This window comes from Xenorhabdus taiwanensis (assembly GCF_036512875.1).
Lineage (GTDB): Bacteria > Pseudomonadota > Gammaproteobacteria > Enterobacterales > Enterobacteriaceae > Xenorhabdus > Xenorhabdus taiwanensis.
The window spans coordinates 159,536-178,921 of sequence record NZ_AP028978.1; the positions used below are offsets into that span (position 1 = coordinate 159,536).

The following is a 19,386-nucleotide window of genomic DNA, read 5'->3' on the forward strand; positions in this document are numbered from 1 at the left end:
AATAACCACAGTATTAGTATGTTATTTATTGTGGTTATTGGGTAAACTATGGCGGCAATCATGTTGCGTTTTGATGGGCGAAAACAGCGGAAGGAATAAGCATGTCAGAGCAAGCCATTGTTTGGGATCTGCCTTTGATCCAAAAATACAACTATTCAGGGCCTCGTTATACTTCGTATCCAACGGCATTGGAGTTTAATCAACAATACGATGCGACTGCTTTTGCACAGGCTGCCACCCGTTATTCTGATCGCCCGCTTTCCCTCTACATCCATATTCCGTTCTGCCATAAGCTTTGTTATTTCTGTGGTTGCAATAAGCTGGTTACGCGCCAAAAGCACAAGGCGGATGAATATCTGAATGTGTTGGAAAAAGAGATTGCTGCCCGCGCCAAATTATTTTCCCAGCGGAAAGTCAGCCAGATGCATTGGGGCGGAGGCACGCCAACCTATCTGGACAAAACACAGATCAGCCGATTGATGTCGATGCTGCGCAGCCATTTCCATTTTTTGTCTGATGCTGAGCTTTCTATTGAAATTGATCCGCGTGAAATTGAGCTTGATGTCATTGATCATTTGCATCACGAAGGCTTTAACCGCCTGAGTATGGGGGTGCAGGATTTTAATAAAGATGTGCAGCGTTTGGTGAATCGAGAGCAAGATGAAGCGTTTATTTTCGACCTGATCAAACGTGCCCGTGAAATTGGCTTTACATCCACCAGCATTGATTTGATTTATGGCCTGCCGAAACAGACACCTGAGAGTTTTGCCTTTACATTGCAGCGGGTATTGGCCTTGTCTCCTGATCGCCTGAGTGTATTCAATTATGCGCACTTACCGGATTTATTTGCGGCACAGCGCAAGATTAAGGAACAGGATTTACCCACTGCGACGCAGAAGCTGGATATCTTGCAAGCAACGATCGCAACCCTGACAGGTAATGGTTATCAGTTTATTGGTATGGATCACTTTGCCCGTCCTGATGATGAATTGGCGGTTGCCCAACGAAAGGGCATCTTACACCGAAATTTCCAGGGATATACCACACAGGGGGAATGCGATTTACTGGGTATGGGCGTTTCCGCGATCAGTATGCTGGGGGATAGCTATGCCCAGAACCAGAAGGACCTGAAAACCTACTATGCTGCGGTGGAAGCACAAGGCCATGCTTTGTGGCGTGGTTTAGCGTTGACACAGGATGATTGCATTCGCCGTGATGTGATTAAGGCGCTAATCTGTAACTTCCGGCTGAATTTTACGGATATTGAGCAGTGTTACGGGCTGAATTTCGCGGATTACTTTGCCGAAGACCTGCAATTATTGGCGCCGTTGGCTGAAGATGGGTTGGTTGCAGTGACCGAATCGCAGATCCAGGTATCCCCGAAAGGGCGATTGCTGATACGTAATATTTGTATGTGTTTTGATAGCTATCTGCGTAATCAGATGCGACAGCGGCAATTTTCGCGGGTGATATGAGTATCGGTGAATCAATAAATTAGGCACATTTCACATGCGAAATAAATAATTCATCAATTGAGCATCTTTTTCGTCTTTTTATCGCTTTTGCTTTCGCCCATTCGGGTTAGTTATTATCTCTAAAATCTTGGGCTATTCTTGCTAAATACCCCATTATTTTGGGATTTCTGGCTTTGCTGTGGGCATCTGGATGCATTATTGCCAATAGAGAAAACCTGTTTTCTTCCAATAATCCTTGAACATAAACTAAACACGCATCGTTTTTAGGATCATTTAGCTTGCAAGTTCTATAATACTGCACTTTACTTTTAGGGAATGAATCAGGTGGAAAACGAAGATGAATGTGCATCATACACGATTTATACGCTGCCTCTGGTTGAGTATAAGCAACGTCCCTGCCAAAATAATCTGGTAATTCTCCAGTTTCTTTATAGCGCTTAAAATCTCGCAATATAGCTTGTTCAAGTTCTGGGTGCTTTAGGAAAACGTCATCAAAAAAATCTTTCCTTGAGTATTCATTTATTGATACGTCTACCTGTTCCATTTATCACCCAGTAAATGAGAAATTCCCAGACTTAATTTTTTCAGTCGTATAAGCAGCCAATTCTGATAAGGCGTCTCTATTTATATCGCTTTTGTAAATATTAGGCAAAATAAATAATTGGCGAGAAAAATCGTTTAGTCGGGCTATCTCAAACCTAGCCTTTGCCACAGACTTAAGATAAAGCTTCATTTCTTGCTTCTCTTCATCTGGGCGGTCTTGTTTCAACATAGCTTTAAGTCCTTGCTCAAACCCTCTTATTGTGGCTTCACAGGCTTTATTCATTTCCAAATCATTTTGCTGCATAACACCCTGAACTTGGCCTTTATCAAGGCTTAGAAGATTTAGATAATATTCGCTGATTTCATTAGCTAACGAATCAACAATTATTCTCCTTTCTTGATATTGAGTTTTTAATTCGTCCAAGTTACAAGTAGTTTTACCTATATTAAAGCTAAACCTATTTCTAGCGTCCTTTGAATCCATTTGTTCAACAGCAAATGAAGGGATCGTTAAAGCGCCTCCAAATAAGAGCCCTGTTAAACAACTTTTTAGTGGTAGATTCATGACGTTTTACCTTATCAAATAGTTGATCATAGTGTGTCATAATGCGTCACTATGTATCACTATACGATACATTGCTTAATCTTACAATCACGTGAAAAAGGGAATTAACAACTTATATAAGCATGATTAAAGAAGATGGAAACAAATTAGAAGCATGATTTAGCAAGATGGTATCATATTGCTATTACTTTGTATTAAATGTTATACATGTGATGAGAATTAATCTGTGCAGTTATCCGACTAAATTAAAAGGGAAATTCTGGTGTTTAAAACGCTATATATCCAGAGAGATATTTACCTTATTGCGTAACCAAAATCGGCAGATCAACAGCAGGCAAATAACAACTTGACACTTAGAAGGGCATCATCGGTAGTACTGTGAAGCTTATTGTAACCCCAGCTCCTTCAATTTCCGCGTTATCGTATTTCTTCCCCAACCCAGCAAACGGGCGGCTTCCTGTTTGTGTCCATTGGTATATTCCAGCGCGCAATTAAGCAGAGTGCGTTCCAGCAATGGTAAGGCATCGGCAAGAAGATCAGTTTTTCCCTCTTTTAAGGCGTATTGTGCCCATTCAGCCAGCAGTTGTGACCAGTTTTCAGGTAGCGTGGAGCGTGAAATCGAGGAGTTCCCTGTCTGTCCTGTCGGTTGGTTGCCAATCAGGTCAGCGGGCAGATCCTGTACCAGTACCTCCTTGCTTGCCGCCATCACGGTCAGCCAGCGGCAGACGTTTTCCAACTGGCGGACATTGCCCGACCACGGCAGGCGCATCAGAGCGAATTCTGTATCAGGATGCAGTACCTTGGCTTCAACGCCCAGCTCTTTGGCCGTTTGTTGCAGGAAATGGTGTACCAGACGAGGTATATCTTCGACTCTGTCCCGCAAAGGCGGTAACTGAACACGAATCACATTCAGGCGATGGTAGAGATCTTCCCTGAATTTACCTTCTGCAACGCGTTGCTCAAGATTCTGGTGAGTGGCAGCGATAATACGAACATTCACTTTCACGGGTGCATAGCCTCCGACTCGATAGAATTGTCCTTCGGCCAGCACTCGCAGCAGGCGAGTTTGGATATCCAGTGGCATATCACCAATTTCATCCAAAAACAGTGAACCACCATTGGCTTGCTCAAAACGACCGTGACGTACTTGATTTGCCCCTGTGAAGGCGCCTTTTTCGTGACCAAACAGTTCGGATTCAATCAGGTCTTTCGGGATTGCCGCCATATTCAGGGCAATAAATGGTGCAGATGCGCGTGGACTGTGGCGGTGAAGGGCATGGGCAACCAGCTCTTTTCCTGTGCCGGATTCACCATTAATTAACACGCTGATGGAAGAGCGGGAAAGGCGACCGATAATCCGGTATACCTCCTGCATAGCGGGGGCTTCTCCGATCATATCTGAAACCGATACCGGCAACTGCGGATTGGAGGCTGATTGGTGTTGTTCCCGATAATGACTCAGTGCGCGTTCAACCAGCGCAACAGTTTCATCAATATCGAAAGGCTTTGGCAGATAATCGAATGCGCCATGTTGATAGGCACTGACTGCGGCATCCAGATCAGAATGGGCCGTCATAATGATGACTGGAAGCTGTGGGTAGTTCTGCTTTATCTGGTTGAGCAGGCTAAATCCGTCCAATCCGGGCATACGGATATCTGACAGAATAACTTCTGGATTCCCCTGTCCTAGCGCGGCCAATACGGCATCGGCATTTTCAAAACTGATACACTCCATCCCTGCGCCACTCAACGCTCGTTCAAGTACCCAGCGGATAGAACTGTCATCATCAACGATCCAGACTTTTCCTCGTTGCATTGTCACCCCCTACTTAACGGTTATTTCTTGATCGGCAGGTAAATGGAAAATTCCGTATGCCCAGGCCAACTGGTAAATTCAATTTTGCCAGCATGTTGGTCGATAAGATTACGTGCTATGGATAAGCCAAGTCCAGTTCCGCCTGCATACCCGCTGACCATCGGGTAAAAAAGCGTATCCTGAATATTGGGAGGAATACCAGGCCCATCATCTTCAATATCAATTCGAGCTGCCAATCGGTAACGTTCACCCTGTAAGGTAATCTGGAATGCTGTTCGTGTTCTCAGGGTGATAATTCCTCCCTTCTCACCCAGTGCTTGTAGGGCATTGCGGGTGATATTCAGTAATACCTGCTCAATTTGGTCAGGATAATGTGCCAGCTCCGGCAAGCTCGGATCATAATCTTTAATCAGCGTGACATTGGCAGGCATTTCCAGTGAGACCAGTTGATAGACCCGTTCGACTACATGGTGAATGCTTTGGCGGGTTTGGGAGCCTGGATGCTGTGGCCCCAATAATCGATCAACGAGGTTGCGTAGCCTGTCTGCTTGCTCAATGATCACTTGAGTATATTCCCTCAGGGAGGGATCTGGCAGTGCTTTGGCAAGCAACTGTGCGGCTCCCCGCAATCCGCCAAGAGGGTTCTTGATTTCATGTGCCAGCCCCCGAACCAGTTCCCGCGCAGCAGCCTGCTGTGCTTGTTGGATCTGCTCTTGGCTTAACCGGCGTTGACTGTCCATAGATGCCAGTTCCAGCAGGATAAACTGTTCGGAAATTGGTTGGGCACTGAGCGACATCACATGAGAGTGATTATTGATCACTAATAAGACTTCGTTATCGGTAAAGCCATGACCGTTGATCAAACTGGAACGCATCAGCTCTGTATCCAGTGAAATATAGCTAAACAGGATAGGAAGAGGCGTACCGAATAATTTACGGGAACTTTGTGCAAGAAGTTGCATAGCAGAATGATTGGCGTAGCGAATAACCAAATCATTATCCAGTACCAGGACGTTGTTTATCTGTGAGTCGAGAATCTGTTCTGCTTTGGGCAAACTAACCATTGTCATTCAGTTCCTGCACTTTTTTGGTGCATTGTAGCTTATTCAAGCATAGTTTGATGAATCCTTCCGCTCAGCATATATCCTCATGGGTAATACAATTGTGTATATGTAAGGGAAAAAAGCCCATCCAAAGATGGGCCAAAAGTTTCACGGCAACAAAAAAACACTAGTAATGCATGCTATTACGTTACGGAACATTACCCGATAAGGCACTACACACTGTAATACAGTTCAAACTCCAGGGGATGTGGTGTCATGCGGACACGTTCAATTTCCCCATTCAATAAATTGATATAAGCATCAATCGTATCATCAGTGAAAACACCGCCGCGTGTCAGGAATTCGCGGTCGGCATCCAATGCGGCCAGCGCTTCTTCCAAAGAAGAGGCCACAGTTGGGATCTCTTGGGCTTCTTCGGCGGGCAGGTCATATAAGTTTTTATCCATCGCATCACCTGGATGGATTTTGTTGATGATACCATCTAAACCTGCCATCAACAGCGCAGCGAAGGCCAGATAAGGATTTGCTGCGGGATCAGGGAAACGCACTTCAATACGGCGAGCTTTGGCGCTGGCGACCACAGGAATACGGATAGAAGCAGAACGGTTACGGGCAGAATAGGCCAGCATAACCGGAGCTTCAAAGCCAGGCACCAGACGTTTGTACGAGTTAGTGGTTGGGTTGGTAAAGGCATTTAACGCACGAGCATGTTTGATGACACCGCCGATATAGTAAAGTGCCATTTCGGACAAGCCACCATATTTATCACCCGCAAACAGGTTAGTGCCATTTTTGGACAGCGACATATGACAGTGCATACCTGAACCATTATCGCCCACCAACGGTTTTGGCATAAATGTCGCGGTCTTGCCAAATTTATCGGCAACGTTATGAACCACATATTTATAAATCTGGGTTTCATCCGCTTTTTTGGTCATGGTATTAAAGCGGGTGGCAACTTCGTTTTGTCCGGCAGTTGCGACCTCATGGTGGTGAGCTTCAACAACTAAACCCATTTTTTCCATTGTCAGGCACATGGCTGAACGCAGGTCTTGGGAAGAATCCACAGGAGGAACCGGAAAGTAGCCACCTTTAATACCAGGACGATGGCCTTTGTTACCGCCTTCATAGCGTGTTCCGCTGTTCCATGCAGCTTCCGTATCGTCAATATGGTAGTAAGAGCCAGAAATGGAATTGCCGAAACGGATATCATCGAATAAGAAGAATTCGGGTTCTGGCCCAAATAAAACGGTATCAGCAATATCGCTTGCCCGCAGAAAATCTTCTGCGCGTTTCGCAATGGAGCGAGGATCGCGGCTATAGCCTTGCATGGTGCCGGGTTCGAGGATATCGCAGCGCAGGATCAGGGTGGCATCATTAAAGAAGGGATCAAGCATCGCGGTACTCGGATCTGGCATTAGCACCATGTCGGATTCATTGATACCTTTCCAGCCACCGATAGATGAACCGTCAAACATTTTGCCATCTTCAAAGAAGTCTTCATCAACTTGGTGGGCAGGAATAGTGATATGTTGTTCTTTACCTTTAGTATCAGTAAAGCGTAAGTCAATAAACTTCACCTGATGTTCTTCAATCATGGACAAAACATGTTCAGCGGACATACTGGTTCTCCTAGGTTTACGTCGGCTTGATAAAACAGAGCAAGAAGCAGGCTGTTTTATCTTAAAAGTTAAGGGCGATTGTGGATCTTTGTATGGATAACGCTTATGAAATCACTCTTGCTAAGATTAATGCGAAAAGTGTGCCAATATTTTAAAAATATTTAATATCAGTATGATAAAGGTAGATAGCAATGGGGAAAGAAAAATCCACATAAGAGAAAAGCGGGATTTTTGATATTTTTGCACTAAAATAGTGAATAATGACCCCATCATTGCACTATTATGGTGCCATTCAGGGCGCCAACTAGGGTGCCGATAAATGTATTGCCCAATTGTGACGATTCAATTACCACCTTCTAAGGTGATACATCTCACATTTATTTCACTCTGTAGCCATAACGTGTAAAATAGCAGCATTTTTGCGTTAGATGTTGTAGCGGCGTTCTGCCACGCTGCATGCATGTAATATGTCCTCAAATAGCTAAAACGGTAAAAATACTTGTCAATTAATAACTTAAGAAATATCGCCATCATCGCTCACGTCGACCATGGCAAAACCACGCTGGTTGATAAACTCCTGCAACAGTCCGGTACCTTTGGGGAGCGTGCTGCAACAACTGAGCGTGTGATGGATTCCAATGATCTGGAAAAAGAACGTGGTATTACCATCCTTGCAAAGAATACGGCCATCAGATGGAATGACTATCGTATCAATATCGTAGACACCCCAGGCCATGCCGATTTTGGTGGTGAAGTTGAACGTGTAATGTCAATGGTCGACAGTGTTCTGTTGCTGGTTGATGCGATGGATGGCCCAATGCCACAGACACGTTTTGTGACCCAGAAAGCGTTTGCTCACGGCCTGAAGCCTATTGTGGTGATCAACAAAGTTGACCGTCCTGGCGCTCGCCCTGACTGGGTTGTGGATCAAGTATTTGACTTGTTCGTGAATCTCGGTGCAACCGATGAGCAGTTAGATTTCCCAATTATTTATGCTTCTGCACTGATGGGGATCGCGGGTAACGATCATACCGAGATGGCTGAAGACATGACTCCGCTGTATCAGGCAATCGTTGAGCATGTTGAACCGCCTAAGGTTGACCTTGACGGCCCATTCCAGATGCAAATTTCGCAGTTGGATTACAATAACTACGTTGGGGTTATCGGTATCGGTCGCATTAAGCGTGGTATGGTAAAAACAAACCAAAATATCACTATCATCGACAGCGAAGGTAAAACGCGCAACGGTAAAGTCGGCAAGGTCTTTAGCCATCTGGGATTGGAGCGTATTGAGTCTGATAAGGCGGAAGCCGGCGATATCATCGCCATTACCGGCCTGGGTGAGCTGAACATTTCTGATACCCTGTGTGAAGTCAATGCGGTTGAAGCGTTGCCAGCACTGGCAGTTGATGAACCTACCGTAAGCATGTACTTCTGTGTCAATACTTCACCGTTCTGTGGTCGTGAAGGTAAGTACGTGACTTCTCGCCAGATCCTTGATCGTCTGAAAAAAGAGCTGGTTCATAACGTAGCACTGCGTGTTGAAGAAACTGAAGATCCAGACGCATTCCGTGTATCAGGCCGTGGTGAACTGCACCTGTCCGTTCTGATCGAGAACATGCGTCGTGAAGGTTTCGAGTTAGCGGTTTCCCGTCCAAAAGTGATTTTCCGTGAAATTGATGGCCGTAAGCAGGAGCCTTTCGAGCAGGTAACTCTGGATATCGAAGAACAGCATCAAGGCGATGTAATGCAGGCATTGGGTGAGCGTAAAGGTGAAATGCGTGACATGCTGCCAGATGGTAAGGGTCGCGTTCGTCTTGATTACGTCATTCCTAGCCGTGGTTTGATTGGCTTCCGTACTGAATTCATGACCATGACTTCGGGTACTGGTTTGTTGTATGCAACATTCAGCCACTATGATGACATCCGCCCTGGTGAGATTGGCCGTCGCCAGAATGGTGTGCTGATTTCCAACGGACAAGGCAAGGCAGTTGCTTACGCGCTGTATGGTTTGCAGGAGCGTGGTAAATTGTTCCTGGGTCATGGTACTGAAGTGTATGAAGGCCAGATTATTGGTATTCACTCACGTTCAAATGACCTGACCGTTAACTGTCTGACCGGTAAGAAACTGACTAACGTGCGTGCATCAGGTACAGATGAAGCGACAACACTGTCTCCACATATCAAGAAAACATTGGAACAGGCGTTGGAGTTTATTGACGACGACGAGTTGGTTGAAGTAACTCCAGTGTCAATTCGCTTGCGTAAGCGTCATTTGACCGAAAACGATCGCCGTCGTGCAAATCGTAGCAAAGAAGTTTAATTTCTGGATTATGCATTGCATATGACAGTTTGAACATCAACAGCTTAGGGCGCTTCGGTGCCCTGAGTTCTTTTATGATATCTCCTTCCAGCCATCTTGTTATCTATTCCTGCTGATCGGTCGGTAGCCAGTCAAGAGCTTCAACGACGATTTATAAGACACTTCATAAGAAGAACAATTTATTTGTTTTTTTACCTCTTCATTCTTTTTTCTTAACAAAAATATGATAAAAGGAGTAAACAATGAGCGTCAGTCAGGAGGGATTATGCTGTATATTTTCGATCTGGGTAACGTGATTATTGATATTGATTTTAAAAGGATGTTGGCTGTTTGGAGTAATCTGAGTGGGACACCACTGGCAACATTAACCTCAAAATTTTCGATGAGGGAATTGGTTGAAAAACATGAACGTGGGCAAATTAGTGATACTAAATTTGCAGAAATGATGTGTGATGAAATGGAGGTCTCTCTCAGTTTTGAACAATTTGTCGAAGGTTGGAATGCAATCTTTATCGGTGTCAGGCAAGAAGTCATTGAGATAATGAATAGATTGCGTACACAAGGGCATCGTGTGGTTGTGCTGTCCAATACAAATCGTCTGCATATTGATTACTGCTCAGTGCATTATCCTGAGATTGCCATATCAGCGGATTTCCTTTACCTATCCCACGAATTGGGGATGCGTAAACCCAATCTTGATATTTTTAACTATGTGCTTGCGGCAGAAGGTATGGCAGCAGATCAAACCATATTCTTTGATGATCTTTTAGAAAACGTCGAAGCAACAAAAAAACCAGGCATCAATGCCATTCATGTGACTGACAGAAATGTGATCCCTGATTATTTTAAATCACATACTTTCTCGCATCCCTCAAAAAATTAACCTCGTTTGCTTATTGCAACGGAATAACAGGCAAGAGAAATGATCGCATTAATTCAGCGTGTAACACAGGCAAAGGTTGTTGTTGAAAGTGAAACGATTGGAGAAATTGGACAGGGGTTGCTGGTGTTGCTGGGGGTTGAAAAAGACGATACCCCACAGAAAGCGCAACGTTTATGCGACAAGGTAATCGGGTATCGGGTATTCAGCGATGAGCAGGGGAAAATGAACCTTAACGTTCAGCAGGCTGGTGGTAGTTTGCTGGTGGTATCGCAATTTACACTGGCTGCGGACACGCAGAAAGGCTTAAGACCCAGCTTTTCTGGTGGTGCTGAACCACAAAAAGCCGAGGAACTTTATCGCTATTTTGTTGAACAGTGCCGTGTAACTGGTGTAAAAACAGAAACGGGGAAATTTGCGGCAGACATGAAAGTCAATTTGACAAATGACGGGCCAGTGACTTTCTGGTTGCAAGTATGAGTGTTTCTCTGGCTACACATGACACACACAAGAGAAGGGGTTGTTTCTATGTACCATCTGAGAGTACCTCAAACAGAACAAGAGTTGGAAACCTATTACCAATTTCGTTGGGAGATGTTGCGTAAACCGCTTCATCAGCCCGCCGGATCAGAGAAAGATGGTTATGATTCGATGGCACACCATCAAATGGTAGTTGATGAACAGGGGAAACCACTGGCTGTTGGGCGCTTATATATCAATGCGGACAATGAAGGTGCTATTCGTTTTTTGGCTGTACATCCTAATGTACAACGAAAAGGTTTGGGGACACTGATTGCGATGGCATTGGAATCGGTAGCCAGACAGGAAGGTGTGAAACGAATTGTTTGCAGCGCACGGGAAGATGCGGTTGATTTCTTCGACAAGTTGGGTTTTCAAAACCGTGGTTTGATCAATGGTGCTAAAGCGTCTCCGATTAACCATTTCCTCATGATAAAACCGATAATAAGCCTTGATGATATCTTGCACCGTCCTGATTGGTGTGCGGAGTTGCAGCAGGCATGGCATAAGCAAATTCCTTTGAGTGAAAAGATGGGGCTGAGGATCACCCAATATACCGGGCAGCGTTTCATCACAACGATGCCCGAAGCCGGAAACCAGAATCCACATCATACTATTTTCGCCGGTAGCTTATTTTCTCAGGCCACTTTGACGGCATGGGGATTGATTTGGTTGTTGCTACAGGAGCGCCAGTTGGGGGGAGATATCATTTTAGTGGATGCCAATATTCGTTATGGGCAACCGATTACAGGGCGCCCCTGTGCAACTGCGGATTTTAATAATATGAGCGGAGACCTTGCCCGTCTTGCCCGCGGCAATAAAGCACGCGTAACGGTGGAAGTGCAGGTTAGCGGTGAACATGGCGTAGGTAGTGTGTTCACCGGTACTTATATCGTCCTGCCTTCCGAACGTCTTACTAAAGCTTGAGTTTTGCGCAGGTTTGGTTCTCCATAGCAGGATTATCTACGGAAGAGGGTGCTGTTGGGGTACAGCGGCTCGTTGAGATCAAACCTTGCTCAACAGATTGTGACTCTTTGTTTGATGATTTATCTTCAGCAACCAATGTCCCGTTTATTGTTCCTTTCACATCGTCAGCGGAGAGATCTCCTGTGATAGCGAGTGAGAAATTTCCTTCTCCCTGAATCTTAAGCGGTACCCAACCCCACTGTGGCAAGATGTTCAAATCTGCATTCATGCCTTTGAAATTGAGATTAAAAGGGGTATGAGCAGTTTGTTGTTCCGCCGAGCCAGTAACTTGCAGCAGTCCTTCATGTGTAAAACCATTCAATTTATCAATGATGGCTTTGCCGTCTGTGGCGTGCAATTGCAGATAAGGACGGGTTATTTCGATTTTGTTAAATGTTCCCGCAGCCGCTTGCAGCGATGCCTGACCATTCCACAACCCCCACTTGCCATTTTTCAAGATATCCATATTGTCAATATGGGCGGCAAGGGTGGTGAGCTGGAACGGGAAATTGGGATTGGTATTAATCAGCAGCGTATTATTGATAGTAATATCATTGAGTTTTACTCCTGAAATCCATTCCGGTGCAGGCTGTTTGAAATAGTTGAGCCATGTTGGTGGCAGAGCATAAAGCAACCCTGTTACAGAGCTCTCTTTGAGGGTAAGGAGCTGACTTTTGCGATCCCATTGAGACTGGATATTGAACAATCCTTTTTGATAGTGGGTTGTCAGGTTTGCGATGGTAAAGGTATCACCAGAAAAACGGAATTTTCCAAGCGTGTCGCTGAACTGCTCATTATCCAACGTCATGTTCATCGCATTAAAATCCATCAACCCATCTTCGGCGTTCCAACGGCCGTTGACTAAGCCTAAGTTTTTGATGGTGCTATCCAGATAATCAACAGACCAATTTTGTCCTTGCAGTTTGGCATTAGTGATATTGAGATCTTTGACATACATAGCCGGCAGATGACTGATTTTTTCTTTCAACTCGCCCAGAGTCATCGGTGTTTGCCAGCGAATATCACTGAGCAGGATATTGTTCCAGTGCCAACTGCCGTCCGGCAATTGCTGACCATCGCCAGAAATAGCGCCTTGCAGAAATGTTGCGCCAAAAGAGTCGATAGTCAGGGCCTTATTCTGGTAACTGCCTTGCACAACGGCGTTTTCAACAGATATGTCATTTAAATGGATCGTACTGGCACTGAATTGATATTTTCCATTACCAAATGGATTGCCCACAGCAGGAGCCCAGGGGGTAATGCCTCCCGTAATATTCTCCCCTTGAATATGTGTGTTGGGACTCTTTAGCTGAATATTCATCTGGTTCAGTTGTAAGATATCCGATTGTAAAAAAAGGGGAATTTTATTTTTATACAGTAGCAATGTCCCTTGTTGCAAGGTCAGACGATGGAGATTTTGGGGGGACAGTAAATGCTGCCATTTGAAATCGAGATTAATGGTATCGGCATTGAGTGAGAAAGGACTTTGTTTGTCACTAATATTAATATGGTTAAGTGATATGGTAGCAGGCTGCTGCCAGCTATGGCTGATGCTTTCAATACTGACTTGATAATGCCCTTGTCTGCTGAGCCATTGGCTTAACTGTTTGGCTCCCCAATGCGTTTGGGCAACAACATAAATAACTATGATTGCCAAAATTAGCACTAATAGAAGAGTGACAAAAAATTTCCCTAACCACCTCATATTTCACCTCAGCAGTGTGACCTTCCAATAGAAGTCCTTTTATGCCGTAAAATAGAGCAGCACTCAATAGAGGATTTATCTAAAAAAGAAAACTCCCGCGAATAAGGCGGGAGAGAAGTATCATACAAAAATCTGCCAATTATTTTTCTTGGGGAAAAATTAGGTTAAGCAGAATGGCAGTTAACCCACCGGCGGCAATACCTGAAGAGAGTAAGTTTTTCACCCAATCAGGAGCAAACTGTAAAATCAGCGGTTGTTGAGAAACACCTAACCCCACGGCCAGGGACAGTGCGATGATCATAATGGCACGTCGATTCAGAGGTTCGCGGGAAACTATTCTAACCCCAGATGCAGCGATAGTGCCAAACATCACAATCGTCGCCCCTCCCAGAACAGGCTCAGGAATATGTTGTACAAAACCTGCCACGGCAGGAAACAGCCCTAATAGGATCAGCATTGCAGCAATCATGTAACCGACATGGCGACTGGCAACACCAGTTAGCTGGATCACGCCATTATTCTGACCAAAACAGGAATTTGGAAACGTATTGAATACGGCTGAAACCATAGAATTAAGGCCATTTGCCAGCACCCCGCCCTTGAGACGTTTCATGTAGAGTGGGCCACTGACCGGTTGTTCGGAGACATCTGAGGTTGCTGTGATATCACCAATCGTTTCCAGTGATGTCACCATAAAAATCAGAATCAGTGGGATCAACAGGTTCCAGTCAAAAGACAAGCCATAATAGAGAGGCGAAGGAACTGTGATGATTGGTGCATCTTCTTTTGGTGTTGAAACGGGCAACATATCCATGTACCAGGCCAGCAGATAACCCACTGCCATGGCAATGACCAGAGAAGCGACACGCAAGTAAGGGTTATTTTGGCGATTCAGTAACACGATAACCGCAAGAACAGATCCAGCGAGCAGCAGGTTCTCAGGCGCGCCAAATGTGCCGTTTTGAATCGCAGAATAACCACCACCCATCGAAGTTAGTCCCACTTGAATTAGCGATAAGCCAATAATCATCACCACGATACCGGATACCAGAGGTGTAATGATCCGTCTTGCCAAATGTAGCACACGTGAGAGCAGCACTTCCGTCATTGAGGCCAGCATCAGTGTACCGAACAAGGCTGCCATCATAGTTGGAATATCCGCACCGCCATTTTTCAACGCCAGGCCGCCCATAATCAGTGGGGCAACGAAATTAAAACTGGTGCCCTGAATTGAAAGCAGTCCAGAGCCAATGGGCCCCCAAGAGCGAATTTGAATAAGTGATGCCAGGCCTGAGGCAAACAGGGACATACTGATAATGCGTTGGGTATCCTGTTCTGGAAGCTCCAGAGCCTGGCAAATCAGCATTGCTGGCGTAATAACAGCTACAAACATAGCCAGTAAATGTTGGCATGCAGCAAATAAGGCATGTGGAAGCGGTGGCCTATCTTCCAGACGATAGATCAGTTCGTTGTTTGATTTATTGGGAACTTCTGATGAATTGGATTCACGGGGTAAATTGACCATGTTGTGAAATTCCAGATAGACAAAAAGCGCATTTTAATGATTCTCATCACTAAAGCAATCGTTTGCGTTAAGTTTTCATCATGAATTACGACTTAATCCCGTCACATTTTTAAATGTTTTAACTTGTGTTTATGGATAATTTTATTTCTAATCCAATCCTTACCTGCTCTTGGCGTTTTTATAGGATGATTTTAACGTCACATTAAGTTCACATAATATTAACAATGGATGAGGTACATCGATGTATCATCTGGATATTTATGGCACGCTCGTTGCTGCCACACTTGTTTTGCTACTAGGAAGAAAACTCGTACAATCAGTCTCATTCCTTGAGAAATATACTATTCCTGAGCCCGTCGCAGGTGGATTATTGGTTGCGTTAGTTTTGCTGGCGGTTAAACAATCCACGGGTTGGGAAGTTAATTTTGATTTATCCCTCCAAGAGCCTCTCATGTTGATGTTCTTTGCCACCATCGGCTTGAACGCTAACCTTGCCAGCTTAAAAGCAGGTGGGAAATTTTTGGTCATTTTTGTCTTCGTGGTTGTTGGCCTGTTATTAGTACAAAATACCGTAGGCATCGCATTGGCGAAAATGCTTGGCCTTGATCCACTAATGGGATTGCTGGCAGGCTCTATTACACTGTCTGGTGGGCATGGAACAGGAGCCGCTTGGGGCAAGGTATTCACTGAACGCTATGGCTTTGAAAATGCGACGGAAGTAGCAATGGCATGTGCAACATTTGGCCTGGTTTTAGGTGGCCTGATTGGTGGTCCTGTTGCCCGTATGTTGGTGAAAAATACCAAAACCCCAGGATTGGGAGGTGAGGATACTGAGCTGCCGACGGCATTTGAGAAACCTTATACTGGTCGGCTTATTACGCCATTAGTGATGGTGGAAACTATTGCTATGGTTTCCATCTGCTTATTGGCGGGTAAGTTTATTGAGAAACTGCTACAAGGCACAGCCTTTGAACTGCCGACGTTTGTATGTGTTCTGTTTGTTGGTGTCGTTCTCAGTAACGGTTTATCCCTGCTTGGTTTTTATCGGGTATTTGATCGCGCGGTGTCGGTCTTGGGTAACGTCAGTTTATCGTTGTTCCTGGCAATGGCATTGATGAGCCTGAAACTGTGGCAATTGGCTTCCCTTGCGCTGCCAATGTTGATCATTCTTGGCGTGCAGACTTTGGTTATGGCTTTATATGCTATTTTCGTCACTTACCGCATCATGGGCAAGAATTTCGACGCGGCAGTATTGTCAGCCGGTCACTGTGGTTTTGGCTTAGGTGCAACACCAACAGCTATTGCGAATATGCAAGCGATCACCGACCGTTTTGGGCCATCACATGTGGCATTCTTACTCGTGCCAATGGTGGGGGCGTTCTTTATTGATATCGTTAACGCTGCCGTCATTAAATTATATCTGTTATTACCGATGTTCCCATCTATAGCCGGTTAAATTAATTTACTTTTGGTTCGCCAATATCTTGGTGAAAAATGCCGCTGAAATTTTCAGCGGCATTTTTATTGTGCCGTTTTTGGGTTTTCTTTAGAACTTAAGCATGACTATATTGAGAACGCTCCGGCAACCAGCGTTCAATCAGCGCTTTGGCATATTCAGGGTAGTGCTGGTGGATATAGCGGGCGATACGCTGAACTTCGGGCAGCATACTTTGATCCCGCAATAAATCCGCGATCCTAAATTCTGCATTGCCCGTTTGGCGTGTACCAAGTAATTCACCTGGCCCACGGATCTCCAAATCTTTCTGGGCAATCACAAAACCATCATTACTGTCCCGTAAAACTTGCAGGCGAATTTTGGCTGTATTGGTCAGTGGGGTTTTATAGAGCAGGACACAGTGAGAAGCAATGGCTCCACGTCCGACGCGCCCTCGAAGCTGGTGCAATTGGGCTAACCCTAACCGTTCAGGATTGTCGATGATCATCAGGCTGGCATTGGGCACATCTACCCCGACTTCGATGACTGTCGTGGCAACCAGCAATTGTATTTCACCTTGCTTGAAAGCTTCCATGATGGCTTGTTTTTCTGCCGGTTTCATCCGCCCGTGCACTAAGCCGATTTTCAATTCAGGCAATGCCAGTGTCAGGTCTTCGCTGGTTGCTTGTGCTGCTTGCGCTTCCAGTACCTCCGAATCTTCGATCAGGGTACATACCCAATAAGCCTGACGGCCTTCATCCAGACAGGCACTTTTGATACGTTGGATAATATCGTTCCGGCGAGTATCTGGGATGGCAACCGTTGTGACTGGTGTTCGGCCTGGTGGCAATTCATCAATGATAGAAGTATCCAGATCGGCGTAAGCGGTCATTGCCAATGTGCGTGGAATAGGGGTCGCAGTCATGATCAATTGATGGGGATGAAAGCCTTGTTCGCGTCCCTTTTCCCATAATGCCAGACGTTGATGAACACCGAATCGATGTTGCTCATCAATGATAACCAGTGCTAGTCCGGCAAATTTTACTTGCTCCTGAAACATGGCATGAGTACCGACAACCATGCTCACTTGACCGCTAGCTATCGCCTCTTGTTGTGCCTGACGCGCCTTGCCTTTCTGTTTGCCAGCCAGCCAACCGACCTGAATACCGAGTGGTTCAAGCCATTGGCGGAAGGTATTGGCATGTTGCTCTGCCAAAAGCTCAGTTGGTGCCATCAGAGCCACTTGCTTGCCGTGAACAATGGCACGGGCGGCTGTCAGTGCTGCCACCAATGTTTTTCCCGAACCGACATCCCCTTGTATCAGACGCATCATAGGGACATTTTTTGCCAAATCATGTTCTATTTCTGCAACGACACGGGTTTGTGCGCCTGTGGGTGAGAATGGTAACTGGCTCAGAAGCTTCTGCTTTAGCGAATCATCTGCCGTTAAGGGAAATGCATGAAAGCGCTGGGTTCCAGCTCTGACTGCCAACATACTTAAATGATGCGCCAGCAATTCTTCCAGAATCAACCTTTGTTGGGCTGGGTGTCGGCCATTTTCCAAATCGGCCAAAGAAGTATCCGGCGGGGGATGGTGCAATGTACGCAGTGCGTCAGGCAGGCTAATGATCTTCCGGCTGAATTCTTCCGGCAGCAATTCATTAATGGCACAGGTATCTAATATTTCCAATGCCTGATCGATTAACTTGCGCAGTGTTGTCTGGCGCACCCCTTCTGTTGTGGGATAGATAGGAGTTAACGTCTCTTGCAGTTGGATACGGCTGGCGTGTTGCTGGACTTTATATTCAGGATGGATCATCTCTGGCCCTTGATTGCCGCGACGAATTTCCCCATAAGCAACAACGTGCTTTCCTGCGACCAGATTATTTTTCATGGCGGCAGTAAAATTGAAGAAACGCAGGGTCAATATACCTGTGCCATCACTGATTTGACAGGTCATAATGCGCCGCCGCCCAAACGCTACATTGGTACGTAATATTTCACCTGTTACCGTGGCATAAGTGCCGGGCAGCAACTCATTAATGGTATACAGGCGGGTTTGATCCTCATAACGGAGAGGCATATGCAAAAGCAGATCCTGTAGATTGACCAACCCTAACTTAGCGAGTTTAGTGACCTGATTGGCTCCAACACCACGCAATGTGGTTAAGGGGATGGCATCAAGCAGTTGGCCTTTCATACGATTTCTCCGTCAGTGTGATTTATTTCCTTGCTGATGGTGCAGTTGTTTCTTGCGCGGCTGATGTTGCCTGCATAGCTGACCACCATAATTCACTTGCGATAATTTGCCCTTGTTTATCTATCAAAGGTTGTTCCAGACCTTTACGACGAGAAACAGTAGCCAACACGGGATATCCTCCTTCGAACAGTAACCTTTGCTGTTTCTCTTCTGGCAGAATGCTTTTCTCCCGTTGGTACATGCCTGCCAATTGGCGCTGTCGTTGTGCTTCATACAGAATCAAGGCAGAGGCGACAGATACATTCAGTGATTGCACCATACCTGCCATCGGGATAATGATATCGTGATCTGCCAAGGCAATGGCTTGTTTTGAGATACCTTTTTTCTCCTGCCCCATAATGATACAGGTAGGTTTAGTGTAATCAATTTGCCGGAAGTCGACGGCTTTATCAGAAAGATGGGTTGCCAGCACTTGCATTCCATCAGATTTAAATTGGTGAATAGCCTGTTCAATCGTGGAATGTGTTTTCACCTGAACCCAGCTATTGCTACCCGCCGCCGAAGAGAGCTGGGTTCTTAATTGCTCAGCAGGCCAAATAGCATGGATTTGGTGAATACCAACAGCATCCGCAGTACGAATAACGGCGGATACGTTATGGGGTTTGTGAACTTCTTCTAAACAGATTGTCAGGTCAGGTTGACGCATCGCCATCATCTGGCAAATGCGCGCGTAACGTTTAGGATTCAT

Annotated in this window: 15 protein-coding genes; 6 read left to right on the forward strand and 9 right to left on the reverse strand. The window is 45.5% G+C overall.

Annotated features, from left to right (window positions below):
• Positions 1-101 precede the first annotated feature (101 nt).
• Positions 102-1,475 (forward strand): oxygen-independent coproporphyrinogen III oxidase, encoded by a 1,374-nt coding sequence (gene hemN, locus ACE1SE_RS00695; RefSeq protein ID WP_374052235.1) that lies wholly within the window; start codon positions 102-104, stop codon positions 1,473-1,475.
• A gap of 106 nt (positions 1,476-1,581) precedes the next feature.
• On the opposite strand, the gene ACE1SE_RS00700 is transcribed toward hemN, so the two are convergent.
• From ACE1SE_RS00700 to glnA, 5 genes are all read right to left on the reverse strand, one after another.
• A complete protein-coding gene (locus ACE1SE_RS00700; RefSeq protein WP_374052236.1) occupies positions 1,582-2,019 on the reverse strand; it encodes a type II toxin-antitoxin system YafO family toxin in 438 nt (145 codons plus the stop codon).
• A gap of 3 nt (positions 2,020-2,022) precedes the next feature.
• On the reverse strand, positions 2,023-2,583 hold the full coding sequence (locus ACE1SE_RS00705; protein ID WP_374052237.1) for a hypothetical protein: 561 nt from the start codon (positions 2,581-2,583) through the stop codon (positions 2,023-2,025).
• Between the two features lie 385 nt (positions 2,584-2,968).
• A complete protein-coding gene (glnG, locus tag ACE1SE_RS00710; protein ID WP_374052238.1) occupies positions 2,969-4,399 on the reverse strand; it encodes a nitrogen regulation protein NR(I) in 1,431 nt (476 codons plus the stop codon).
• Between the two features lie 20 nt (positions 4,400-4,419).
• Positions 4,420-5,463, reverse strand: coding sequence for a nitrogen regulation protein NR(II) (glnL, locus tag ACE1SE_RS00715; RefSeq protein ID WP_374053548.1), 1,044 nt, complete (start codon positions 5,461-5,463; stop codon positions 4,420-4,422).
• Positions 5,464-5,675: 212 nt separating this feature from the next.
• A complete protein-coding gene (glnA, locus tag ACE1SE_RS00720) occupies positions 5,676-7,085 on the reverse strand; it encodes a glutamate--ammonia ligase (RefSeq protein WP_074023253.1) in 1,410 nt (469 codons plus the stop codon).
• 499 nt (positions 7,086-7,584) lie between these two features.
• On the opposite strand from glnA, the gene typA reads away from it, so the two are divergent.
• From typA to fabY, 4 genes are all read left to right on the forward strand, one after another.
• Entirely contained in the window at positions 7,585-9,408 is a 1,824-nt protein-coding gene (gene typA / locus ACE1SE_RS00725; RefSeq protein WP_374052239.1) for a ribosome-dependent GTPase TypA, read from the forward strand.
• Between the two features lie 265 nt (positions 9,409-9,673).
• Complete coding sequence (yihX, locus tag ACE1SE_RS00730) at positions 9,674-10,291, forward strand: glucose-1-phosphatase (RefSeq protein ID WP_374052240.1); 618 nt, start codon at positions 9,674-9,676, stop codon at positions 10,289-10,291.
• 39 nt (positions 10,292-10,330) lie between these two features.
• Entirely contained in the window at positions 10,331-10,768 is a 438-nt protein-coding gene (dtd, locus tag ACE1SE_RS00735) for a D-aminoacyl-tRNA deacylase (RefSeq protein WP_374052241.1), read from the forward strand.
• 48 nt (positions 10,769-10,816) lie between these two features.
• Complete coding sequence (fabY, locus tag ACE1SE_RS00740; protein WP_374052242.1) at positions 10,817-11,734, forward strand: fatty acid biosynthesis protein FabY; 918 nt, start codon at positions 10,817-10,819, stop codon at positions 11,732-11,734.
• On the opposite strand, the gene ACE1SE_RS00745 is transcribed toward fabY, so the two are convergent.
• Both ACE1SE_RS00745 and ACE1SE_RS00750 read right to left on the reverse strand, forming a co-directional pair.
• Positions 11,724-13,478 (reverse strand): AsmA family protein, encoded by a 1,755-nt coding sequence (locus ACE1SE_RS00745; protein WP_374052243.1) that lies wholly within the window; start codon positions 13,476-13,478, stop codon positions 11,724-11,726. The two genes, fabY and ACE1SE_RS00745, sit on opposite strands and share 11 nt — an antisense overlap.
• A gap of 139 nt (positions 13,479-13,617) precedes the next feature.
• A complete protein-coding gene (locus tag ACE1SE_RS00750) occupies positions 13,618-15,003 on the reverse strand; it encodes a nucleobase:cation symporter-2 family protein (protein WP_374052244.1) in 1,386 nt (461 codons plus the stop codon).
• A gap of 241 nt (positions 15,004-15,244) precedes the next feature.
• On the opposite strand from ACE1SE_RS00750, the gene gltS reads away from it, so the two are divergent.
• The gene (gene gltS, locus ACE1SE_RS00755; RefSeq protein ID WP_374052245.1) at positions 15,245-16,459 is read left to right on the forward strand and encodes a sodium/glutamate symporter; all 1,215 of its coding nucleotides are present in this window, start codon (positions 15,245-15,247) and stop codon (positions 16,457-16,459) included.
• A gap of 97 nt (positions 16,460-16,556) precedes the next feature.
• On the opposite strand, the gene recG is transcribed toward gltS, so the two are convergent.
• Together recG and trmH are read right to left on the reverse strand one after the other, a co-directional pair.
• A complete protein-coding gene (gene recG, locus ACE1SE_RS00760) occupies positions 16,557-18,638 on the reverse strand; it encodes an ATP-dependent DNA helicase RecG (RefSeq protein ID WP_374052246.1) in 2,082 nt (693 codons plus the stop codon).
• A 22-nt stretch (positions 18,639-18,660) separates the two neighbouring features.
• Positions 18,661-19,386 carry a tRNA (guanosine(18)-2'-O)-methyltransferase TrmH gene (trmH, locus tag ACE1SE_RS00765; protein WP_374052247.1) on the reverse strand — a complete coding sequence of 242 codons (726 nt, stop codon included), beginning with the start codon at positions 19,384-19,386 and terminating at the stop codon, positions 18,661-18,663.

Coding starts and splice junctions, on each gene's coding strand:
- hemN (WP_374052235.1), top strand. CDS start 102: ATGTCAGAGCAAGCCATTGTTTGGGATCTGCCTTTGATCCAAAAATAC.
- ACE1SE_RS00700 (WP_374052236.1), bottom strand. CDS start 2,019: ATGGAACAGGTAGACGTATCAATAAATGAATACTCAAGGAAAGATTTT.
- ACE1SE_RS00705 (WP_374052237.1), bottom strand. CDS start 2,583: ATGAATCTACCACTAAAAAGTTGTTTAACAGGGCTCTTATTTGGAGGC.
- glnG (WP_374052238.1), bottom strand. CDS start 4,399: ATGCAACGAGGAAAAGTCTGGATCGTTGATGATGACAGTTCTATCCGC.
- glnL (WP_374053548.1), bottom strand. CDS start 5,463: ATGGTTAGTTTGCCCAAAGCAGAACAGATTCTCGACTCACAGATAAAC.
- glnA (WP_074023253.1), bottom strand. CDS start 7,085: ATGTCCGCTGAACATGTTTTGTCCATGATTGAAGAACATCAGGTGAAG.
- yihX (WP_374052240.1), top strand. CDS start 9,674: ATGCTGTATATTTTCGATCTGGGTAACGTGATTATTGATATTGATTTT.
- dtd (WP_374052241.1), top strand. CDS start 10,331: ATGATCGCATTAATTCAGCGTGTAACACAGGCAAAGGTTGTTGTTGAA.
- fabY (WP_374052242.1), top strand. CDS start 10,817: ATGTACCATCTGAGAGTACCTCAAACAGAACAAGAGTTGGAAACCTAT.
- ACE1SE_RS00745 (WP_374052243.1), bottom strand. CDS start 13,478: ATGAGGTGGTTAGGGAAATTTTTTGTCACTCTTCTATTAGTGCTAATT.
- ACE1SE_RS00750 (WP_374052244.1), bottom strand. CDS start 15,003: ATGGTCAATTTACCCCGTGAATCCAATTCATCAGAAGTTCCCAATAAA.
- gltS (WP_374052245.1), top strand. CDS start 15,245: ATGTATCATCTGGATATTTATGGCACGCTCGTTGCTGCCACACTTGTT.
- recG (WP_374052246.1), bottom strand. CDS start 18,638: ATGAAAGGCCAACTGCTTGATGCCATCCCCTTAACCACATTGCGTGGT.
- trmH (WP_374052247.1), bottom strand. CDS start 19,386: ATGAATCCTAAACGTTACGCGCGCATTTGCCAGATGATGGCGATGCGT.